Genomic DNA, 17,624 nt, shown 5'->3' on the forward strand with positions numbered 1-17,624 from the left:
GTGACAGTGCCCCGGGGCGGGGCCGCGTGGGACCGGACTGTCAGTGGGGCGTGGCAGGATCGGGGACGTGGCAGAAACAGCATCGAAGAAGAAGTCCGAGACCGCGGCGACGAAGGGCCGGCCGGCGGGCGGTGAGCAGCGCCCGCGCCTGATGCTCATGGACGGGCACTCCCTGGCGTACCGGGCGTTCTTCGCGCTGCCCGCGGAGAATTTCACGACGGCGACGGGCCAGCCGACGAACGCGATCTACGGCTTCGCGTCGATGCTGGCGAACACGCTGCGCGACGAGGCGCCCACGCACTTCGCGGTGGCGTTCGACGTGTCGCGCAAGACGTGGCGCTCCGAGGAGTTCCCCGAGTACAAGGCGAACCGCTCGAAGACCCCGGACGAGTTCAAGGGGCAGGTCGAGCTGATCGGCGAGATGCTCGACGCGATGCACGCGGTGCGTTTCGCGGTGGACGGCTTCGAGGCGGACGACGTCATCGCGACGCTGGCCACGCAGGCGGAGGCGGCCGGCTTCGACGTGCTGATCGTCACGGGTGACCGTGACTCCTTCCAGCTGATCACCGACCATGTGACGGTGCTGTATCCGACGAAGGGCGTCTCGGAGCTGACGCGTTTCACTCCGGAGAAGGTCTTCGAGAAGTACGGCCTCACGCCCGGTCAGTACCCGGACTTCGCGGCGCTGCGCGGCGACCCGTCGGACAACCTGCCCGGCATCCCCGGTGTCGGTGAGAAGACGGCCGCGAAGTGGATCAACCAGTTCGGTTCGTTCGCCGACCTCGTCGAGCGGGCCGAGGAGGTCAAGGGCAAGGCCGGGCAGAACTTCCGCGACCACCTGGAATCGGTCAAGCTCAACCGCCGCCTGACCGAGATGGTCCGCGACGTCGAACTCCCGAAGACGGTCGCCGACCTGGAGCGCGCGGCGTACGACCGTACGGCGCTCGCGATGGTCCTGGACACCCTGGAGATCCGTAACCCCTCGCTCCGGGAGCGGCTGCTCGCCGTCGACCCGGGCGCGGAGGAGGCCGAGCAGACCCCGGCCGAGCCGGGCGTGGAGCTGGACGGTGTGGTGCTCGGCGCGGGCGAGCTGGCCCCGTGGCTGTCCGAGCACGGCAACGCGATTCTCGGTGTGGCCACGGTCGACACCTGGCAGCTCGGCACAGGCGCGGTCACCGAGGTGGCGCTGGCCGCGGCGGGCGGGGCGGCCGCCTGGTTCGATCCGTCGGCTTTGGACGAGGCCGACGAGAACGCCTTTGCGGCCTGGATCTCCGACCCCGCCAAGCCGAAGGTGCTGCACAACGCCAAGGGTGCGATGCGGGTCTTCCCGGAGCACGGCTGGACGGTGGACGGCGTCACCATGGACACGGCCCTCGCCGCGTACCTGGTGAAGCCGGGCCGCCGCTCCTTCGCCCTGGACGCGCTGTCCCTGGAGTACCTGGGGCGTGAGCTGGCGCCCGCCTCCGCCGCCGACGGACAGCTCGCCTTCGGTACGGAGGAGGACGACCGGGCCGAGGCCGACTCCCTGATGTCGCAGGCCCGCACCATCCTCGACCTGGGCACGGCCTTCGGCGAGAAGCTGACGGAGGTCGGCGCGAGCGACCTGCTGGCCGACATCGAGCTGCCCACCTCCGCGCTGCTCGCCCGCCTGGAGCGGCACGGCATCGCCGCTGACCGCGCGCACCTGGAGTCGATGGAGCAGCAGTTCGCCGGCGCGGTGCAGCAGGCCGTGAAGGAGGCGCACGCGGCGGCCGGCCACGAGTTCAACCTGGGCTCGCCCAAGCAGCTCCAGGAAGTCCTCTTCGGCGAGCTGAACCTCCCCAAGACGAAGAAGACGAAGACCGGGTACACCACGGACGCGGACGCGTTGGCCTGGCTCGCGGCCCAGACGGAGAACGAGCTGCCGGTCATCATGCTCCGCCACCGCGAGCAGGCGAAGCTGCGCGTCACCGTCGAGGGCCTGATCAAGTCGATCGCCGCGGACGGCCGCATCCACACCACCTTCAACCAGACGGTGGCGGCGACGGGCCGGCTCTCCTCCACGGAGCCGAACCTGCAGAACATCCCGGTCCGTACGGACGAGGGCCGGGCCATCCGCCGCGGCTTCGTCGTCGGCGAGGGCTTCGAGTCCCTCATGACCGCGGACTACAGCCAGATCGAACTGCGTGTGATGGCGCACCTCTCCGAGGACGAGGGCCTCCTGGAGGCGTTCACGTCCGGCGAGGACCTGCACACGACGGTCGCCTCCCAGGTGTTCAACGTGGACGGTTCCGCCGTCGACGCGGAGATGCGGCGCAAGATCAAGGCGATGTCGTACGGCTTGGCGTACGGGCTGTCCGCGTTCGGCCTCTCCCAGCAGCTGAACATCGACGCGGGCGAGGCGCGCGCGCTGATGGACACGTACTTCGAACGGTTCGGCGGTGTACGTGACTATCTGCGCCGCGCGGTCGACGAGGCCCGCGCCACGGGCTACACGGAGACGATGCTCGGCCGTCGCCGCTATCTCCCCGACCTCAACAGCGACAACCGCCAGCGGCGCGAGATGGCCGAGCGGATGGCTCTGAACGCGCCGATCCAGGGCACGGCGGCGGACATCGTCAAGATCGCCATGCTGAACGTGCACGGGGCGCTCACCGCGGCGAAGCTCGACTCCCGCATGCTGCTCCAGGTCCACGACGAAATCGTCCTGGAGATCGCTCCGGGCGAGCGGGCGAAGGTGGAGGAGCTGGTCCGCAGGGAAATGGCGGGAGCGGTGGCCCTGCGGGCGCCGCTGGATGTGTCGGTGGGCGTGGGGGCGGACTGGGAGTCCGCCGCGCACTAGCCCTGGCGGGCGGCGAAACGGTCTGCCCTCCCGGGCGGGGCCCCGCCCGACTACCGGCCCCGCCGCCGCGCCCGGCTGGTCTGCTCGGGGGCGCCCACCTCTTCGCCTGCTGCGGGCGCGCGGTGGCTGGTCGCGCAGTTCCTCGCGCCCCTGAGGGGTGGGTGGGTGTGTCGGCCTGTCCGTGTGCTGCGGGTGCGTGGTGGCTGGTCGCGCAGTTCCCCGCGCCCCTAAAAGAAGGGTGGCTGGTCGCGCAGTTTCTCGCGTCCCTGAAGGCGGCGCGGGGGGTGTTTTTAGGGGCGCGGGGAACTGCGCGAGCAACCACAGCGGACCCGCAGACGCAACGAAACCGCCCCCGCCCCAAGCCCCCGCCCCAAGCCCTTGCCCTTGCCCGCGCACGCGGCACGCGGCACCGCAACGGAGTCCGCCCAAGCCGAGCGCAGCGGCGTCTCACTCGCGTGGCCCCCGGCAGAGCGCCCCCCTGCGAAGGGGCGGGTCAGGATGAGCGCATGGCCCCTCACCTGCGAAAGTGCCGGACGGCTGTCGCCGCGGCGCTCACTACGGCCCTTCTGGCCCCCATACCGGCAACCGCCGCCGAAGCCGGCCACCCGCAGGGTGCGGCGCTCTGCACGGCGGGCCGTGACCGTACCCTCGCCGCCCGGATGTCGCAGGACATCAGGGCGGCGTTGTCGTCCCGCGCCGGCACCGTGTCCGTGGCCGTGCACGACACCCGTACCGGCCTCGTCTGCGAACTCGCGAGCCGGCGCCGCTACGACTCGGCGAGCGTCGCCAAGGTGCTGATGATGGAGGCGGCGCTGCGCCGCGCGCAGGAGTGGCGGCGCGGTCTCACCGGCTGGGAGCACCGCCGTATCCGTCCCATGATCACCACGTCGGACAATGTCGCGGCGCAGCGGCTGTGGAGCGACCTCGGGTACTCCTACCTCGCCCGCTTCCTGCGCCGCGTCGGCACCACGGCGACCACCCTTGGTTCGTACGGGCGTTGGGGCCTGACGGGCACCACCGCGGCCGACCAACTGCGGCTGCTCGGCGTGTTGACGGGGGCCCATGACGTTCTCCGGCCGGGTTCGCGGGCGTACGGGCTGCGGCAGATGGCCGAGGTGCGGCGCGACCAGCGCTGGGGGGTGCCCGCGGGGATGCCGCGCGGTGTCCGCGCGCACCTCAAGAACGGCTGGCTGCCGCGGGCCACGCACGGCTGGCGTGTGCACAGCGTCGGCGCGTTCACCGGCGGCGGCCGCACGTACCGCATCGTCGTCCTCTCGCACGACAACCCTTCGATGGCGTACGGGGTGCGGACCATCGAGCGCATCGCGCAGGCCGTGCACCGCGGCCTGAACAAGGGCCGTGGCGTGGGCCGGCCGCTGACGCCGGAGAGCGAGATCAGCGAGGTCCCGGACGGCTCGGCGCCCGCGGAGGGCAAGGACCGGGAACCCCCTGCGTAACAGACCTGTCGCGGTGGTTGAGCCAACCGGTAAAAACCGGGCACGAACGGGTGCCTGGGCGCGCGAAGTTGTCGTAGTGTCGCCTGAGTCGACCCACTGAGAGTCGCGCGTGCGAAGGTAGGCGTGTACGTGCAGAAAAAGCGTGCACGGGGGTGGGGACGGCGCGCAACAGTCGTCAAAGGGGAGGGGTGGCTCGGTCATGGCGCCGGTATTCGGCAGGCGGCTGCGCAGAGGAACGGTGACCGCCGCGGTGGCCGCGGCGGCGGTGGCGGCCCTCGCCGCGTCGCAGGCCCCGGGGGTGACGGACGTACCGCGGGACGGGCAGGCGGCGGGTGCTTCGGACACTCCACCGCCGTCCGGCGATTCGGCGACCGGTGACTCCCCGTACTACACCGACCTGCCGCCCCTGCAGAGCCCCGTCCCGCCGAACGGCGGTGACAAGGAGGCCGAGGCGGGCGTGCCGGCCACGGTCCTGGACGCGTACAAGAAGGCGGAGGTCGCGGTCGCCGCCGACAAGCCGGGCTGCAACCTGCCCTGGCAGCTGCTCGCCGCGATCGGCAAGGTCGAGTCGGGCCACGCCCGCGGCGGCCGTGTCGACGCGAACGGCACGACGCTCAAGCCGATCCTCGGTCCCGTCCTGAACGGCAACGGCTTCGCCAAGATCACCGACACCGACAAGGGCGCGTACGACGGCGACAGCACGCACGACCGCGCGGTCGGGCCGATGCAGTTCATCCCGTCGACATGGGCCACCTCGGGCCGTGACGGCAACAACGACGGCCAGAAGGACCCCAACAACATCTACGACGCGGCGCTCGCCGCGGCCCACTACCTGTGCGCGAACGGCCGGGACCTGGCCGTCGAGGCCGACCTGCACAAGGCGATCCTCAGCTACAACCGCTCTACGGAGTACCTGAACACGGTCCTGTCGTGGCTGGAGTACTACCGCACGAACAGCCACGAGGTCCCCGACGGCAAGGGTGTCCTGCCGGACGACCGCAGCGACAGCCGCTTCCCCGGCGTCAGCCCGAGCCCGAAGACGCCGGGTTCCGCCTCGCCGAAGCCCCCCGCCAAGCCGAAGCCGGACCCCGGCAAGGACGAGCCCGGCAACAACGGCGGCAACAACAACGGCGGCAACAACAACGGCGGCGGCACCAAGCCCGGGCCGGGCGGGGGCGACGGCTCCGAGAAGCCCAGCCCCTCGCCGGCCGAGCGGGTGGCCCGCCTGGCGAACGCCGGGACCGGCACGCTCACCGCGACGGCGGGCGACGCCTTCGCCGAGCGCGTCGAGGTGCGCGCGGTGTCCAAGTCGGGTTCGGCCGTGGCCAAGGCCAAGGTGAAGTTCACGATCGTCGGTGACACGGACACCCGCTTCGACGGCGGCGCGAAGAGCGTCACCGTCACCACGGGCGCCACCGGCAAGGCCACCGCCCCGGTGCTCGAAGCGGGCGAGGAGGCCGGCGAGTTCACCGTGCGGGCCACGGTCGTGGACCGTTCGCTGCCGGGCCTCGACTTCACCGCGGAGGTCACGGCGCGCCAGGCCGACGCGCTCGTCAGGACCAGCGACAAGGCGCTGGTCTGCGAGCCGGGCAAGGAGTTCGCTGACCAGGTCGAGGTCAAGGCGACGTACCGGGGCAGGGCGGCCGGTGGGGTCGCGGCCGACGCCATGATGATCAAGTCGGCGTCGGACGCGACGGCCAACGACAAGGGCCCCTACTTCAAGGGCGCGGACGGCAAGCCGGTCCGCACTCTCAAGGGCCTGAAGACCGACGCGAACGGCGTGCTGAAGCTCCCGAAGATGTACGCGGACGACGCGGCGGGCACGTATCTGCTGCGCATCGTGACCGCCGGCGGCGCCGCCCTCACCGTCGAACTGAAGGTGTCCGCGACGGAGCCCGACACGACGCCCACGCCGACGGACTCGGCGAGCGCCTCGCCGGGCGCCACCCCGAGCGCGTCTCCCGGCGCCTAGGCCCTGGACCGGTCGGGAAGCCACGACCGCCCCGATCACCCGTACCGCCCCTCCGCCACCCACGGCGGAGGGGCGGTCCGCGTTGTGCAACGTGTTCTCATCTCGCCCGTCCGTTGCTACGGTGCCCGCCCTGACGACCTATCAGTTCCGGCCGCAAGCCGTACCGGGAGGCCCCGCATGCGCGCCCTCATCGCCGCCGCGACCGGCCTCGTCGTCGCGCTCGCCCTGGTCCTGACGATCACGGCGATCGGCGCCCCGCCCGGCGAGACGTCCCCCGAGCCGCTCCTCACCACTGTCCCCAAGCACCCATAGACGTAGGGAGGGCCGCCGCGATGCGCCGCAAGGCAAGCCTCGTCCTGCTCGCCTTCGCCGTGTTCTGCACGGCCATGTCCCCGCTCATGCGCTGGTACGCCTTTCCGCGGCTCGCGAAGATCCCGCCGAGCCAGTACCAGGAGGCGGTCCTGGAGGCGGAAGGACCGACCCTCATCGACTACGGCTCCATGAAGGCCGAGAAGATCGACAAGGTCACCATCGTGCAGACCCTCAAGGGCAACGTGGAGGCCTCCGAGAAGATCGAGAAGACGGCGGACCGCGACGTCGTGGTCTGGGACGCCCTCTCCTACGTCCAGGACGCCGACGGCAAGATGGTCTCCAAGATTCCCGAGCGCTACATCTTCGACGCGCACAGCCAGGAACCCGTGCACGCCACAGGGGAGGCCGTCGACGGGGACCCGGTCAAACGCGACGGCATCGAGTTCAAGTGGCCCTTCCTCACCGAAAAGCGCGACTACGAGTACTTCGACGCGCAGGCCCGCATCACCCGCCCCATCCACTACAAGGGCACCCAGAACTTCCGCGGCCTGAAGGTCTACTACTTCGAGCAGACCATCCCCTGGACCAAGGTGCCCTTCCCCAAGACGATGCCCGTCAAAGGCATCACTCCGGAGTCCCTCGCCAAGACCGGAACCACCCGCTGGTACACCACGGTCCGCAAGTTCTGGGTCGAGCCGACCACCGGAGCACCCGTCTACGGAGAGGAGATCCAGAACAACGAACTCCGCGGCGGCACCCTCCTGGGCGACCGCGACAAGGTCACCGTCTTCTCCGGACACGTGAAGATGCGTGAGGACTACATCAAGGACACCGTCGACCTGGTCAAGTCCCAACGCGTCCTGGTCCTCCTGCTGACGTCGTACCTCCCCTGGGGCTTCCTGACCCTCGGCATCCTCCTCCTGGCCCTCTCCCTCTGGCTTGAGGCCCGCAGCCGCAGGCCCGGCGACCCGGCGCCGACCACGGAGAACGACCCCGAACCGGAACCGGTCAACGCCTAGGAGCCGCCGCCCCGTTCCGCCTGACGGGCCTTGGTGTACCGGGTCGGCTCGGCCGCCGCCGGGTCCTCCGGCCACGGATGCTTCGGGTAGCGGCCGCGGAGGTCGGCGCGGACCGCGCGGTAGCCGTTCCGCCAGAACGAGGCGAGGTCGGCGGTGACGGCCGCGGGGCGGCCCGCGGGCGACAGCAGGTGCACGAGCACCGGTACGCGGCCGTCCGCGATCCCCGGCGTCTCGGCGAGGCCGAACATCTCCTGCAACTTGACGGCGAGGACCGGCTGTTCCGGGTCGGAGTAGTCGACCCTGATCCGCGACCCGCTCGGCACTTCGAGGCGCTCCGGAGCGAGCTCGTCCAGGCGGGTGGCCTCGCCCATCGCCCACGGCAGGAGCCGGCCAAGGGCCTGCCCGGCGTCGATCCCCGCCAGGTCGGCCCGGCGCCGGGCCCGCGACAGCTCGGGCTCCAGCCATTCGTCCACGCGCGCGTGCAGGGCGCTCTCCGATACGTCGGGCCAGGGCGCCCCGACGTGGCGGTGCAGGAACGCCAGCCGCTCCCGCAGCTCCCGCGCCCCCCGGGACCACTTCAGGAGCCCGGTCCCCTCCTCCCGCAACCCGGTCAGCAGCGCCTGACGCACCAGATGAGGATCGGGCTTCTTCAGAGGACGTACGGCCAACTCCACGGCGCCCAGCCGCTCCACGTGCCGCGCCACGAGCTCGCCGCCGCTCCAGGCCACGTCGTCACCTTCGGAGTACAGCGGTGCGGCGGCGGCGCGGGCGACGTCCTCGTCGATGTGCCCGGCCAGGAGCACGCGCGCGTGGCCCGCGCCCACCGGCCGGTCGGCCACGGCCACGGCGAGCCACCGGGCCCCGGCCGCCGCGGACCCCTGCCGCACCTCGGCCCGGGTCCCGCCCGCCATGAGGTACGTGCCGCCGCCCACCCTCCGGGCCACCCGCTCCGGAAACGCGAGAGCGGCCACCAGACCGGCGACGTGCTCGTCGCTGCCGCCGCCGCCCTCGGCGGACCCGCCGGGCGCGGCCGAGGCGAGGCGCCTGGCCTCGGCCCGCCACCGTGCCCCGTAGGCATCCTGGCCGCGCCGCGCGGACCGCCAGGCGCCCGCGAGGTCGTCGCCGTACTCACGCGGCGGCTCCTCGCTCAGCAGCGCCACCGCCTCCGCCGCCCGGCGCGCGCCGACGAGCGGCGCCGCGTCCAGCAGGGCACGCGCCAGGCGGGGATGCAGGCCCACCCGGGACATCCGCGTGCCCCGCTCCGTGGCACGGCCCGTGCCCGCCTCCACCGCGCCGACCGCCACCAGGACGTCCCGCGCCGCCGCCATCGCGCCGCCCGGCGGCGGATCGAGGAAGGCGAGCCCGCAGGCGTCAGGATCGCCCCAGCACGCCGCCTGCAGCGCGAACGCCGCCAGGTCGGCCACCTTGATCTCGGGGGCGGGAAAACGCGGCAGACGTCCGTCCTCGGCCTCCGCCCAGCACCGGTACACCGCGCCCGGCGCCTCACGCCCGGCCCGTCCCGCCCGCTGCCGCCCCGACGCCTGCGAGGCCCGCACCGTCGTCAGCGCGCTCAGACCGCGCGCGTGGTCGACCCGCGGCTCCCGGGCGAGACCGGAGTCCACGACCACCCGCACCCCGGGCACCGTCAACGACGACTCCGCCACCGAGGTGGCGAGCACCACCCGCCGACCGTCCGACCCGGCGAGCACCGCGTCCTGCACCGCGGCCGGGGCCCGCCCGTGCACCTGCAGCACCTCCACACCGTCGAGGCCCGTCAACTGCCCGGCCACCCGCGCGATCTCGCCGACCCCCGGAAGGAAGCACAGGACGTCCCCGTCCCGCTCGGCCAGCGCCCTGCGCACCACCGACGCCACATGGGTCAGCAGCGCCGGATCGACCCGCATCCCGTGCGGCGGCCGCACCTCGCGCCCCGGCGGCGCCCACACGACCTCCACGGGGTGCGCGGTGCCCCGCGCCTCCACCACGGGCGCGTCCCCGAGGACGCGGGCCCAGCCCTCCGCGTCGGTCGTCGCGGACGCCGCCACCAGGCGCAGTTCGGGCCGCAGCGCCGCCCGCACGTCCACCAGGAACGCCGCCACCGTGTCCGCGTCCAGATGCCGTTCGTGGCACTCGTCGAGGATGACGACGTCCACGCAGGCGAGTTCCTGGTCCCGCTGCAGCCGTTGCAGCAGGACGCCCGTCGTCACGACCTCCACGCGCGTGGAGGCGCTCACCACGCGCTCACCACGCGCTCACCGCGCACGGTGTAGCCGACGCTCCCGCCCACCTTCTCGCCGAGCAGCCACGCCATCCGCCGCGCGGCGGCCCGGGCGGCGATCCGGCGCGGCTCTGCGACGACGACGCGACGTACGCCGTCATGGGCGCCCGGCACGTCGACCAGGCCCGCGAGCGCCAGCGGCACCAGCGTCGTCTTGCCCGTGCCGGGCGGCGCGCAGAGCACCGCGCTGCCCGGCCCCTCCAGAGCGGCGGAGAGACCGGGCAGCGCGTCACGTACGGGAAGGTCCAGAGCTGCGTGGTTACGGATCACCCGCTCAGTCTCGTACGCACACGTAAATGGCCGTCCCCGGGATCAGGTTTCCGCGCAGCGGGGACCAGCCGCCCCACTCCTGGGTGTTCCAGGCGGGCCACTCCGGCTCCACGATGTCGACGAGCCGGAGCCCGGCGGCCACGATGTCCCGCACCCGGTCGCCGATCGTCCTGTGGTGCTCCACGTATACGGCGTAGCCCTCGTCGTCCTGCTCCACATAAGGAGTGCGGTCGAAGTAGGAGGCCGCTACGGAGAGGCCCTCCGGACCCGGCTCGTCCGGGAACGCCCAGCGGATCGGGTGGGTCGCGGAGAAGACGAACCGCCCGCCGGGCCGCAGCACCCGGCGCACCTCCTCGAGGACCTGCACCGGGTCGGCCACGAACGGCATCACGCCATAGGCGGAGCAGACGAGGTCGAAGGAGCCGTCCTTGAAGGGCAGCACTCCCGCGTCGGCCTGCACCAGCGGTACGTTCCCGCCGATGCGCAGCGCGTGCTGGAGCTGGCGGTGCGAGAGGTCGAGCGCCACGGGACGGGCGCCCTGCGAGACCAGCCAGCGCGAGCACTGCGCGGCGCCGGCGCCGATCTCCAGGATGTCCTTGTCCTTGAGGTCCTCGGGCGGACCGAGCAGCTCCGCCTCCACCTCGTCGAGCCCCTCGGGCCCCCACACGAAGCGGTCGTCCCCGAGGAACGTGCCGTGCTCGATCTGGTACTCGTCCGCGTTCCGGTCCCACCAGCCGCGGTTCGCGCGGCTGCTCTCCGTGACGTCGGCGTCACGCCTGGTGGCCTCGGGCTCGGGCAGGTCGGACTCTTGGATGATCGGCTCCATCGTCGTAATCTTCCGTGTCTTCCGTCGAACCTCGGCGCGAAGGGGGCGCGGTACGGCCCGTGTGGCCTCAGGCGACAGGTTTTGTGCCGGATATGTGGCGATCCGCCCCGGGTGTGCGCCTTCGCGCATTGACCCTTTCCGGCTGCCCCCGTATGCTACAAGTTGCGCTGCGAGCCTGCGCTCCTCAGACATAGCAGGCTGCGCTCGCGTCTGTTGTATGTCCCCTCGGTTGTCGAGGCGCCTTCCGTTTCGCGGAAGTCGCGCTTCCTAGGCTGTCCGGCTTCTGCAGAGCGAAATCGGCTCCCGGCGTTGCAGTACCTACGACTTCAATGTCCGTACCGGAGCCCTAACCCACATGACGAGCAGCACCGAGACCACCGCCACCACCCCGCAGGTAGCGGTCAACGACATCGGTAACGAGGAAGCCTTCCTCGCCGCGATCGACGAGACGATCAAGTATTTCAACGACGGCGACATCGTCGACGGCGTCATCGTGAAGGTCGACCGGGACGAGGTCCTGCTCGACATCGGTTACAAGACCGAAGGCGTCATCCCGAGCCGCGAGCTCTCGATCAAGCACGACGTCGACCCGAACGAGGTCGTCAAGGTCGGCGACGAGATCGAGGCCCTGGTTCTCCAGAAGGAGGACAAGGAAGGCCGTCTGATCCTGTCCAAGAAGCGCGCTCAGTACGAGCGTGCCTGGGGCACGATCGAGAAGATCAAGGAAGAAGACGGCATCGTCACCGGTACCGTCATCGAGGTCGTCAAGGGTGGTCTCATCCTCGACATCGGCCTCCGTGGCTTCCTGCCGGCTTCCCTCGTCGAGATGCGCCGCGTCCGCGACCTCCAGCCCTACGTGGGCAAGGAGCTCGAGGCCAAGATCATCGAGCTGGACAAGAACCGCAACAACGTGGTCCTGTCCCGCCGTGCCTGGCTCGAGCAGACCCAGAGCGAGGTCCGCCAGACGTTCCTCACGACCCTGCAGAAGGGCCAGGTCCGCTCCGGCGTCGTTTCCTCGATCGTCAACTTCGGTGCGTTCGTGGACCTCGGTGGCGTCGACGGTCTCGTCCACGTGTCCGAGCTTTCCTGGAAGCACATCGACCACCCCTCCGAGGTTGTCGAGGTCGGCCAGGAAGTCACCGTCGAGGTTCTCGACGTGGACATGGACCGCGAGCGTGTCTCCCTGTCGCTCAAGGCGACGCAGGAAGACCCGTGGCAGCAGTTCGCCCGCACGCACCAGATCGGGCAGGTCGTTCCCGGTAAGGTCACCAAGCTCGTTCCGTTCGGTGCGTTCGTGCGCGTCGACGAGGGCATCGAGGGCCTGGTCCACATCTCCGAGCTGGCCGAGCGCCACGTGGAGATCCCGGAGCAGGTCGTCCAGGTCAACGACGAGATCTTCGTCAAGGTCATCGACATCGACCTCGAGCGTCGCCGGATCTCGCTGTCGCTGAAGCAGGCCAACGAGTCCTTCGGCGCCGACCCGTCGGCCGTCGAGTTCGACCCGACCCTGTACGGCATGGCCGCGTCCTACGACGACCAGGGCAACTACATCTACCCCGAGGGCTTCGACCCCGAGACCAACGACTGGCTCGAGGGCTACGAGACCCAGCGCGAGGCCTGGGAGACCCAGTACGCCGAGGCGCAGACGCGCTTCGAGCAGCACCAGGCTCAGGTCATCAAGTCGCGCGAGGCCGACGCCCAGGCCGAGGCCGAGGGTGCGGCGGCTCCGGCCGGCGCCGCTCCGGCCGCGTCCAGCGGTGGCGGCGGCGGTTCGTACTCCTCGGAGTCGGACGACAACTCCGGCGCCCTGGCTTCGGACGAGGCGCTCGCCGCGCTTCGCGAGAAGCTTGCCGGCGGCCAGAGCTGAGGCTCGCCTCTAGGCGGTTGTAGCTGAACACTGCGGGCCCGCATCCCTTCGGGGGTGCGGGCCCGCAGCGCGTTTTGGTTCGGGTGCGGGTCTGTGGGGGCTGGGCGCGCAGTTCCCCGCGCCCCTGCAGGGCTCGTCCCCTGCGGGACTTGCCCCCTACGGGGTGACGGGGATGTTCGTCAGGCCCCGGCCGCCGGTCACCGTGTTGCTGGCGTAGACCGTCGTCCTACAGCTGTCGCTGTGGTTGGTCACGTTGATGGCCAGTCGCTTGTCGCCCGTCGCGCCCGTCAGGGTCGACCTGTTGCCGCGGAAGACCGTGCCGCAGCCCCAGCCGGACTGCTGGGTGTGGGTCTCGTAGCCGTTGTTCGTGGTGTTCCTGCCAGTGTTGTTCTCGATGACGTAGTTGTTGCCCTTCACGTCGATCCACGAGTCGTCGTAGTGGTTGCCGGTCAGGCCCTTGCCGTCGAAGGTGTTGCCCGCGACTCTGCCGCCGGTGGTGCCCTCCTTGAGGTCGACCGCCTCGCCGCCCACGTCCGGGCCGATGGTGTTGCCGAGGATCTGGACGTTGTCGCTCTTGTCGGAGAGCGTGTTGGCGGTGCCTACGTAGACGCCCTCTCCCATGCCGCGCCCGTCGTTCCCGGTGTCGTGGATGCGCGAGTTCTTGATCACGCCGTCGCGGCTCGACTTACGGAAGTGGACGCCCTCCATGTCGAGGCCGTGGACCGTGACGGTGTCCAGGACGACGCCCCTCGCGGAGTCGATCATGATGCCCTTCTGGCCGCCGGTGACGGTGATGCCCTTCACCGTCCAGTACGCGGCGCCGTTCAGGTGCAGGCCGTAGCCGCCGCCCGCCTCGAGCACCGCCTTCGGCGAACCGGTCAGCGTGATGCGGGAGCCGGCGCTCGCCGCCACGGTGGTCTTGAAGTTCCCGGAGTACGTTCCGTCGGCGAGGTGGATCGTGTCGCCGGGGGAGGCCTCGGTGAGCGCCGCCTTGAGTTCGGCGGCAGTGGAGACCTCGATGGTGCGGGCGGGCGCTGCGGCGGAGGCGGTCGCGGTCGGAATCGCTGTGGCGGCGGCCGCCGTGAGCAGGGCAGCGAGGAGGGGGTATCGGGAGCGCATGTGGGGGTGACCTTCCCGTCGAGATCAGAGGTTCTCGTACGTGAACACAGGGCGTTCATATGAACGTTGCGAACGTAGAGGTGAGGCATGTCCGCGTCAAGGTATGGACTAGTCCGGGCCGCGAAGGAGCTTGAACGCGGGAATGCGCGTGGCCCTGCGTGCGTTCTCCGTTACGAACACGAGGAGGAGCGGTCACAGTGCTTGATCCGCAGGGTTTGTACGCATGGGAGCCGAAGGGCCTCGCCGTCGTCGACATGGCGCTCGCCCAGGAATCGGCCGGACTGGTCATGCTCTACCACTTCGACGGCTACATCGACGCGGGCGAAACCGGCGACCAGATCGTCGAGCGGCTCACGGACGGCCTTCCCGGGCAGGTGGTGGCGCGATTCGACCACGACCGGCTCGTCGACTACCGCGCCCGCCGCCCGCTGCTCACCTTCCGGCGCGACCGCTGGAGCGACTACGAGGTGCCGACGCTCGACGTCCGCCTCCTCCAGGACGCCACCGGCGCGCCCTTCCTGCTGCTCTCCGGGCCCGAGCCCGACATCGAGTGGGAGCGTTTCGCCAAGGCCGTCCAGCAGATCGTGGAGCGGCTCGGCGTGCGCCTCTCCGTGAACTTCCACGGCATCCCCATGGGCGTCCCGCACACCCGGCCCGTGGGCCTCACCCCGCACGGCAACCGCACCGACCTGGTGCCGGGCCACCGCAGCCCGTTCGACGAGGCCCAGGTGCCCGGCAGCGCGGCCTCCCTGGTGGAGTACCGCCTCCTGGAGGCCGGTCACGACGTGCTGGGTGTCGCCGCGCACGTCCCGCACTACATCGCGCGCTCCGCGTACCCCGACGCGGCCCTCACGGTCCTGGAGGCGATCACCGGCGCCACCGGCCTGGTGCTGCCCACCGTCGCGCACGGACTGCGCACCGAGGCGCACCGCACGCAGACGGAGATCGACCGGCAGATCCAGGAGGGCGACGAGGAACTGGTCGCGCTCGTCCAGGGCCTGGAGCACCAGTACGACGCGGCGGCGGGTGCGCAGGACCGGGGCAACATGCTCGCCGAGCCGGTGGACATCCCGTCCGCCGACGAGATCGGCCGCGAGTTCGAGCGCTTCCTCGCCGAGCGGGAGGGCGACGCGTGACGCCGGGGCCCAGCACCCGGCCGGGCACCCGCCCCACGGACAGGCCCTAAGCTGCCGGTCATGCTGAAAGTGGGCCTGACCGGCGGTATCGGCGCCGGCAAGAGTGAAGTGTCGCGACTGCTCGTCGCGTCCGGTGCCGTGCTGATCGACGCGGACAAGATCGCGCGTGAGGTGGTGGAGCCGGGAACTCCCGGACTGGCGGCGGTCGTCGAGGCCTTCGGGCCGGACGTGCTCGCTCCGGACGGCTCACTGGACCGGCCGAAGCTGGGTGCGATCGTCTTCGCCGACGCGGAGAAGCTGGCCGTCCTGAACTCGATCGTGCACCCGCTCGTCGGCGCCAGGTCCGCCGAGCTCGAACAGTCCGCGTCCGGCGACGCGGTGGTCGTCCACGACGTGCCCCTGCTCGCCGAGAACGGCCTCGCGCCGCTGTACGACGTCGTGGTCGTCGTCGACGCGAGCCCCGGGACCCAGCTGGACCGCCTGGTGCGGCTGCGCGGCATGAGCGAGCAGGACGCCCGCGCGCGGATGGCCGCGCAGGCGACCCGCGAGAAGCGGCTGGCCGTCGCGGACATCGTGATCGACAACGACGGCGCGCTGGACGGCCTCGCGGAGCGGGTCGGCGAGGTGTGGGCGGACCTCACGCGAAGGGCACACGCCTGAGAAGGGCACACGCCTGAGGCGGGCACACAGCTGAGGCGGGCGGGTCGGTGCGGTGTGCCGAGGCTGCCCGCGCGCGTGGGGCGCGAGTACGGAATAGGCAGGGGTGCGGCGGGCGTTGACACGGGGAAGCGAGGGAAGGAGTCCGGCGTGCCCGAAATAACCCCGGAGACTCATGTCATCGATTTCCGCGCGGCCGAGCAGCTCCTCGCCGCCCGGGATCCGCGCGGCGCGGTGAAGCTGCTCGACACCGTCATCGGCGCCCACCCCGAGAACACGGCGGCCCGCCTGCTGCGGGCGCGCGCCTTCTTCGCCGCCGCGCAACTGCGCGCCGCCGAGCTGGAGTTCAGCATCGTCCTGGAGCGTGAGCCGGACAACGCCTTCGCGCACTTCGCGCTCGCCCGCACCTACGAGCGCGGCGCGCGGCCCGAGCAGGCGCGCCGCCACTTCCGGCTCGCGGCCGCCCTGGACCCGCAGCCGGAGTACCTGGCGGCGGCCCGCTTCGACGACTGAGCCGACGAGGGCGAGGGCCGGACTAGGGGGCGTGCGGCGGGTCGTACGGCGGGACGTCCCTGCCCGGCTGGTAGTGCGGGCCCTGGCGCATCCGGTGCACCACCCACGCGAGATCGGCGGCGACGACGACCAGCAGCACCCCGCACGCCACCGCCCACCCGGTCCGCCCGGTGAGGGCGAACGCGGCGGTCCCGAAGGCCGCCCAGACCAGGCCCCATACGCTGAACCACAGGCGCATCCGCAGGGGGCTGCGCGCGGTCACCGGTTCACTGCCTGTGCGCATCATGAGAGGTCATCTCCTCCTTTACAGGATAAAGAGGGTGGGAACGTGCTGGAAGCGCTCAGGTCCGACGAGAAGCTCGCCGCGTGGCTCCGGGACCTGGAGAGCGCGGGGGAGCCGCGGGCCGAGGCGGTGCTTCCGGACGCCGACGAGCTGCCGGAGGTGCTGCTCGACCTCGCCGTGCCGCACGAGGACATCAACCCCCTCGTGGCGCTGCGCGGCCGTCTGTGGGCCGATGCGGAGGCGCGGTGGCTGCTCGACCGCTGCGTCGACGCCGTCGTCCGCGACATGGGGACGGTCGGCCGCGGCGGCCACCTCCCTGCGCTGCCCGAGGCGTGGGGCGAGCTCGGGCGCTGCTTCTTCGTGTACGTGTACGTGGCGGCGCTGGAGCACGTGCGCGCGTACCACCGCGGCCGCGGCATCCCCGACGACGTCTCGCGCCGCACCCTCGCCGACCTCGGACGCCATATGGCGGTGCACCGCAGGGCGCGCGGCGGGCGCGGCCTCCTCGTACCGGGGTGGCACGGCCTGCACTTCCGCGGCGAGCTCTACCAGCTGGGGCGGCTGCAGTTCCAGCGTGCGGTCCTCGACGAGCGCATGGGCGGCGCGGCGGCCGCTGCCGGACACCCGGCAGGACCGGGCGACCCCTGCCTGGACGTCCACATCACCGACTTCCGGGGGTCGTTGACGCCCGCGGCCTGCGACCGGTCGATCTCCCTGGCGCGGGAGTTCTTCGCACGCCACTTCCCGGAGGAACGTTATGAGACAGCCGTCTGCCACTCCTGGCTGCTCGACCCGCAGCTGAGGGACCACCTGCCCGCCGATTCGAACATCGTCCGCTTCCAGCGGCGATTCCGCCTGGCCGAAGACCGTGGGTCTCGGCCGCAGGACGGCGACCCCGTCGCGTTCGTCTTCGGCGACCGCGACCTTCCCGTGGCCGAACTGCCCAGGCGGACCAGGGTGGAGAGGGCCGTCGGCGACCATCTGAGGGCGGGCGGCCACTGGTACGGAGGGCATGGCTGGTTCCCGCTGGAGGCGGCCGGGCGGTGAGGACGCCCGGGAACGGCGCCGTGACGGGCTTCGTTGGCCGGGCATGA

General features: G+C 71.4%; 13 protein-coding genes and 1 pseudogene. 10 read left to right on the forward strand and 4 right to left on the reverse strand.

Annotated features, from left to right (window positions below; genetic code table 11):
- Nucleotides 1-67 precede the first annotated feature (67 nt).
- The 5 genes from polA to AB0N81_RS07985 all read left to right on the forward strand — a co-directional run bounded on the left by polA (nucleotide 68) and on the right by AB0N81_RS07985 (nucleotide 7,581).
- The gene (gene polA / locus AB0N81_RS07965) at nucleotides 68-2,821 is read left to right on the forward strand and encodes a DNA polymerase I (protein ID WP_365356664.1); all 2,754 of its coding nucleotides are present in this window, start codon (nucleotides 68-70) and stop codon (nucleotides 2,819-2,821) included.
- Nucleotides 2,822-3,327: 506 nt separating this feature from the next.
- Nucleotides 3,328-4,278 carry a serine hydrolase gene (locus AB0N81_RS07970; RefSeq protein ID WP_365356665.1) on the forward strand — a complete coding sequence of 317 codons (951 nt, stop codon included), beginning with the start codon at nucleotides 3,328-3,330 and terminating at the stop codon, nucleotides 4,276-4,278.
- A gap of 199 nt (nucleotides 4,279-4,477) precedes the next feature.
- On the forward strand, nucleotides 4,478-6,250 hold the full coding sequence (locus tag AB0N81_RS07975) for a lytic murein transglycosylase (protein ID WP_365356666.1): 1,773 nt from the start codon (nucleotides 4,478-4,480) through the stop codon (nucleotides 6,248-6,250).
- Between the two features lie 177 nt (nucleotides 6,251-6,427).
- Complete coding sequence (locus tag AB0N81_RS07980) at nucleotides 6,428-6,562, forward strand: SPW_0924 family protein (RefSeq protein ID WP_365356668.1); 135 nt, start codon at nucleotides 6,428-6,430, stop codon at nucleotides 6,560-6,562.
- Nucleotides 6,563-6,582: 20 nt separating this feature from the next.
- Nucleotides 6,583-7,581, forward strand: coding sequence for a DUF3068 domain-containing protein (locus tag AB0N81_RS07985; RefSeq protein ID WP_365356670.1), 999 nt, complete (start codon nucleotides 6,583-6,585; stop codon nucleotides 7,579-7,581).
- On the opposite strand, the pseudogene hrpB reads toward AB0N81_RS07985, so the two are convergent.
- Nucleotides 7,578-10,129 (reverse strand): annotated as a pseudogene (gene hrpB, locus AB0N81_RS07990) (ATP-dependent helicase HrpB). The gene AB0N81_RS07985 and the pseudogene hrpB overlap by 4 nt on opposite strands.
- Nucleotides 10,130-10,133: 4 nt before the next feature.
- The gene (locus AB0N81_RS07995; protein ID WP_365356672.1) at nucleotides 10,134-10,955 is read right to left on the reverse strand and encodes a class I SAM-dependent methyltransferase; all 822 of its coding nucleotides are present in this window, start codon (nucleotides 10,953-10,955) and stop codon (nucleotides 10,134-10,136) included.
- A gap of 355 nt (nucleotides 10,956-11,310) precedes the next feature.
- Between AB0N81_RS07995 and rpsA the strand changes: the two genes are divergently transcribed.
- A complete protein-coding gene (rpsA, locus tag AB0N81_RS08000; protein WP_365356675.1) occupies nucleotides 11,311-12,822 on the forward strand; it encodes a 30S ribosomal protein S1 in 1,512 nt (503 codons plus the stop codon).
- Nucleotides 12,823-12,978: 156 nt separating this feature from the next.
- Here rpsA and AB0N81_RS08005 read toward each other — a convergent pair whose 3' ends face one another.
- Nucleotides 12,979-13,941 (reverse strand): right-handed parallel beta-helix repeat-containing protein, encoded by a 963-nt coding sequence (locus tag AB0N81_RS08005; RefSeq protein WP_365356677.1) that lies wholly within the window; start codon nucleotides 13,939-13,941, stop codon nucleotides 12,979-12,981.
- 197 nt (nucleotides 13,942-14,138) lie between these two features.
- Between AB0N81_RS08005 and AB0N81_RS08010 the strand changes: the two genes are divergently transcribed.
- The 3 genes from AB0N81_RS08010 to AB0N81_RS08020 all read left to right on the forward strand — a co-directional run bounded on the left by AB0N81_RS08010 (nucleotide 14,139) and on the right by AB0N81_RS08020 (nucleotide 16,247).
- Nucleotides 14,139-15,077, forward strand: a complete 939-nt coding sequence (locus AB0N81_RS08010) for a PAC2 family protein (RefSeq protein ID WP_365356679.1) — start codon at nucleotides 14,139-14,141, stop codon at nucleotides 15,075-15,077.
- 60 nt (nucleotides 15,078-15,137) lie between these two features.
- Complete coding sequence (gene coaE / locus AB0N81_RS08015) at nucleotides 15,138-15,737, forward strand: dephospho-CoA kinase (RefSeq protein ID WP_365356681.1); 600 nt, start codon at nucleotides 15,138-15,140, stop codon at nucleotides 15,735-15,737.
- Between the two features lie 147 nt (nucleotides 15,738-15,884).
- Nucleotides 15,885-16,247, forward strand: coding sequence for a tetratricopeptide repeat protein (locus AB0N81_RS08020; RefSeq protein ID WP_365356683.1), 363 nt, complete (start codon nucleotides 15,885-15,887; stop codon nucleotides 16,245-16,247).
- A gap of 22 nt (nucleotides 16,248-16,269) precedes the next feature.
- Here AB0N81_RS08020 and AB0N81_RS08025 read toward each other — a convergent pair whose 3' ends face one another.
- Nucleotides 16,270-16,530, reverse strand: a complete 261-nt coding sequence (locus tag AB0N81_RS08025) for a DUF6343 family protein (RefSeq protein WP_365357009.1) — start codon at nucleotides 16,528-16,530, stop codon at nucleotides 16,270-16,272.
- Nucleotides 16,531-16,575: 45 nt separating this feature from the next.
- Between AB0N81_RS08025 and AB0N81_RS08030 the strand changes: the two genes are divergently transcribed.
- Complete coding sequence (locus tag AB0N81_RS08030; protein WP_365356685.1) at nucleotides 16,576-17,577, forward strand: acyltransferase domain-containing protein; 1,002 nt, start codon at nucleotides 16,576-16,578, stop codon at nucleotides 17,575-17,577.
- Nucleotides 17,578-17,624: the final 47 nt, after the last annotated feature.

Origin of the sequence: Streptomyces sp. NPDC093510 (genome assembly GCF_040683555.1) — a bacterium.
Classification (GTDB): domain Bacteria; phylum Actinomycetota; class Actinomycetes; order Streptomycetales; family Streptomycetaceae; genus Streptomyces.

Bases quoted from the DNA above. Each gene is read 5' to 3' on its own strand.
- coaE (WP_365356681.1), top strand. From the start codon at position 15,138: ATGCTGAAAGTGGGCCTGACCGGCGGTATCGGCGCCGGCAAGAGTGAA.
- AB0N81_RS08005 (WP_365356677.1), bottom strand. From the start codon at position 13,941: ATGCGCTCCCGATACCCCCTCCTCGCTGCCCTGCTCACGGCGGCCGCC.
- AB0N81_RS07970 (WP_365356665.1), top strand. From the start codon at position 3,328: ATGGCCCCTCACCTGCGAAAGTGCCGGACGGCTGTCGCCGCGGCGCTC.
- AB0N81_RS07995 (WP_365356672.1), bottom strand. From the start codon at position 10,955: ATGGAGCCGATCATCCAAGAGTCCGACCTGCCCGAGCCCGAGGCCACC.
- AB0N81_RS07980 (WP_365356668.1), top strand. From the start codon at position 6,428: ATGCGCGCCCTCATCGCCGCCGCGACCGGCCTCGTCGTCGCGCTCGCC.
- rpsA (WP_365356675.1), top strand. From the start codon at position 11,311: ATGACGAGCAGCACCGAGACCACCGCCACCACCCCGCAGGTAGCGGTC.
- AB0N81_RS07985 (WP_365356670.1), top strand. From the start codon at position 6,583: ATGCGCCGCAAGGCAAGCCTCGTCCTGCTCGCCTTCGCCGTGTTCTGC.
- AB0N81_RS08025 (WP_365357009.1), bottom strand. From the start codon at position 16,530: ATGCGCACAGGCAGTGAACCGGTGACCGCGCGCAGCCCCCTGCGGATG.
- AB0N81_RS07975 (WP_365356666.1), top strand. From the start codon at position 4,478: ATGGCGCCGGTATTCGGCAGGCGGCTGCGCAGAGGAACGGTGACCGCC.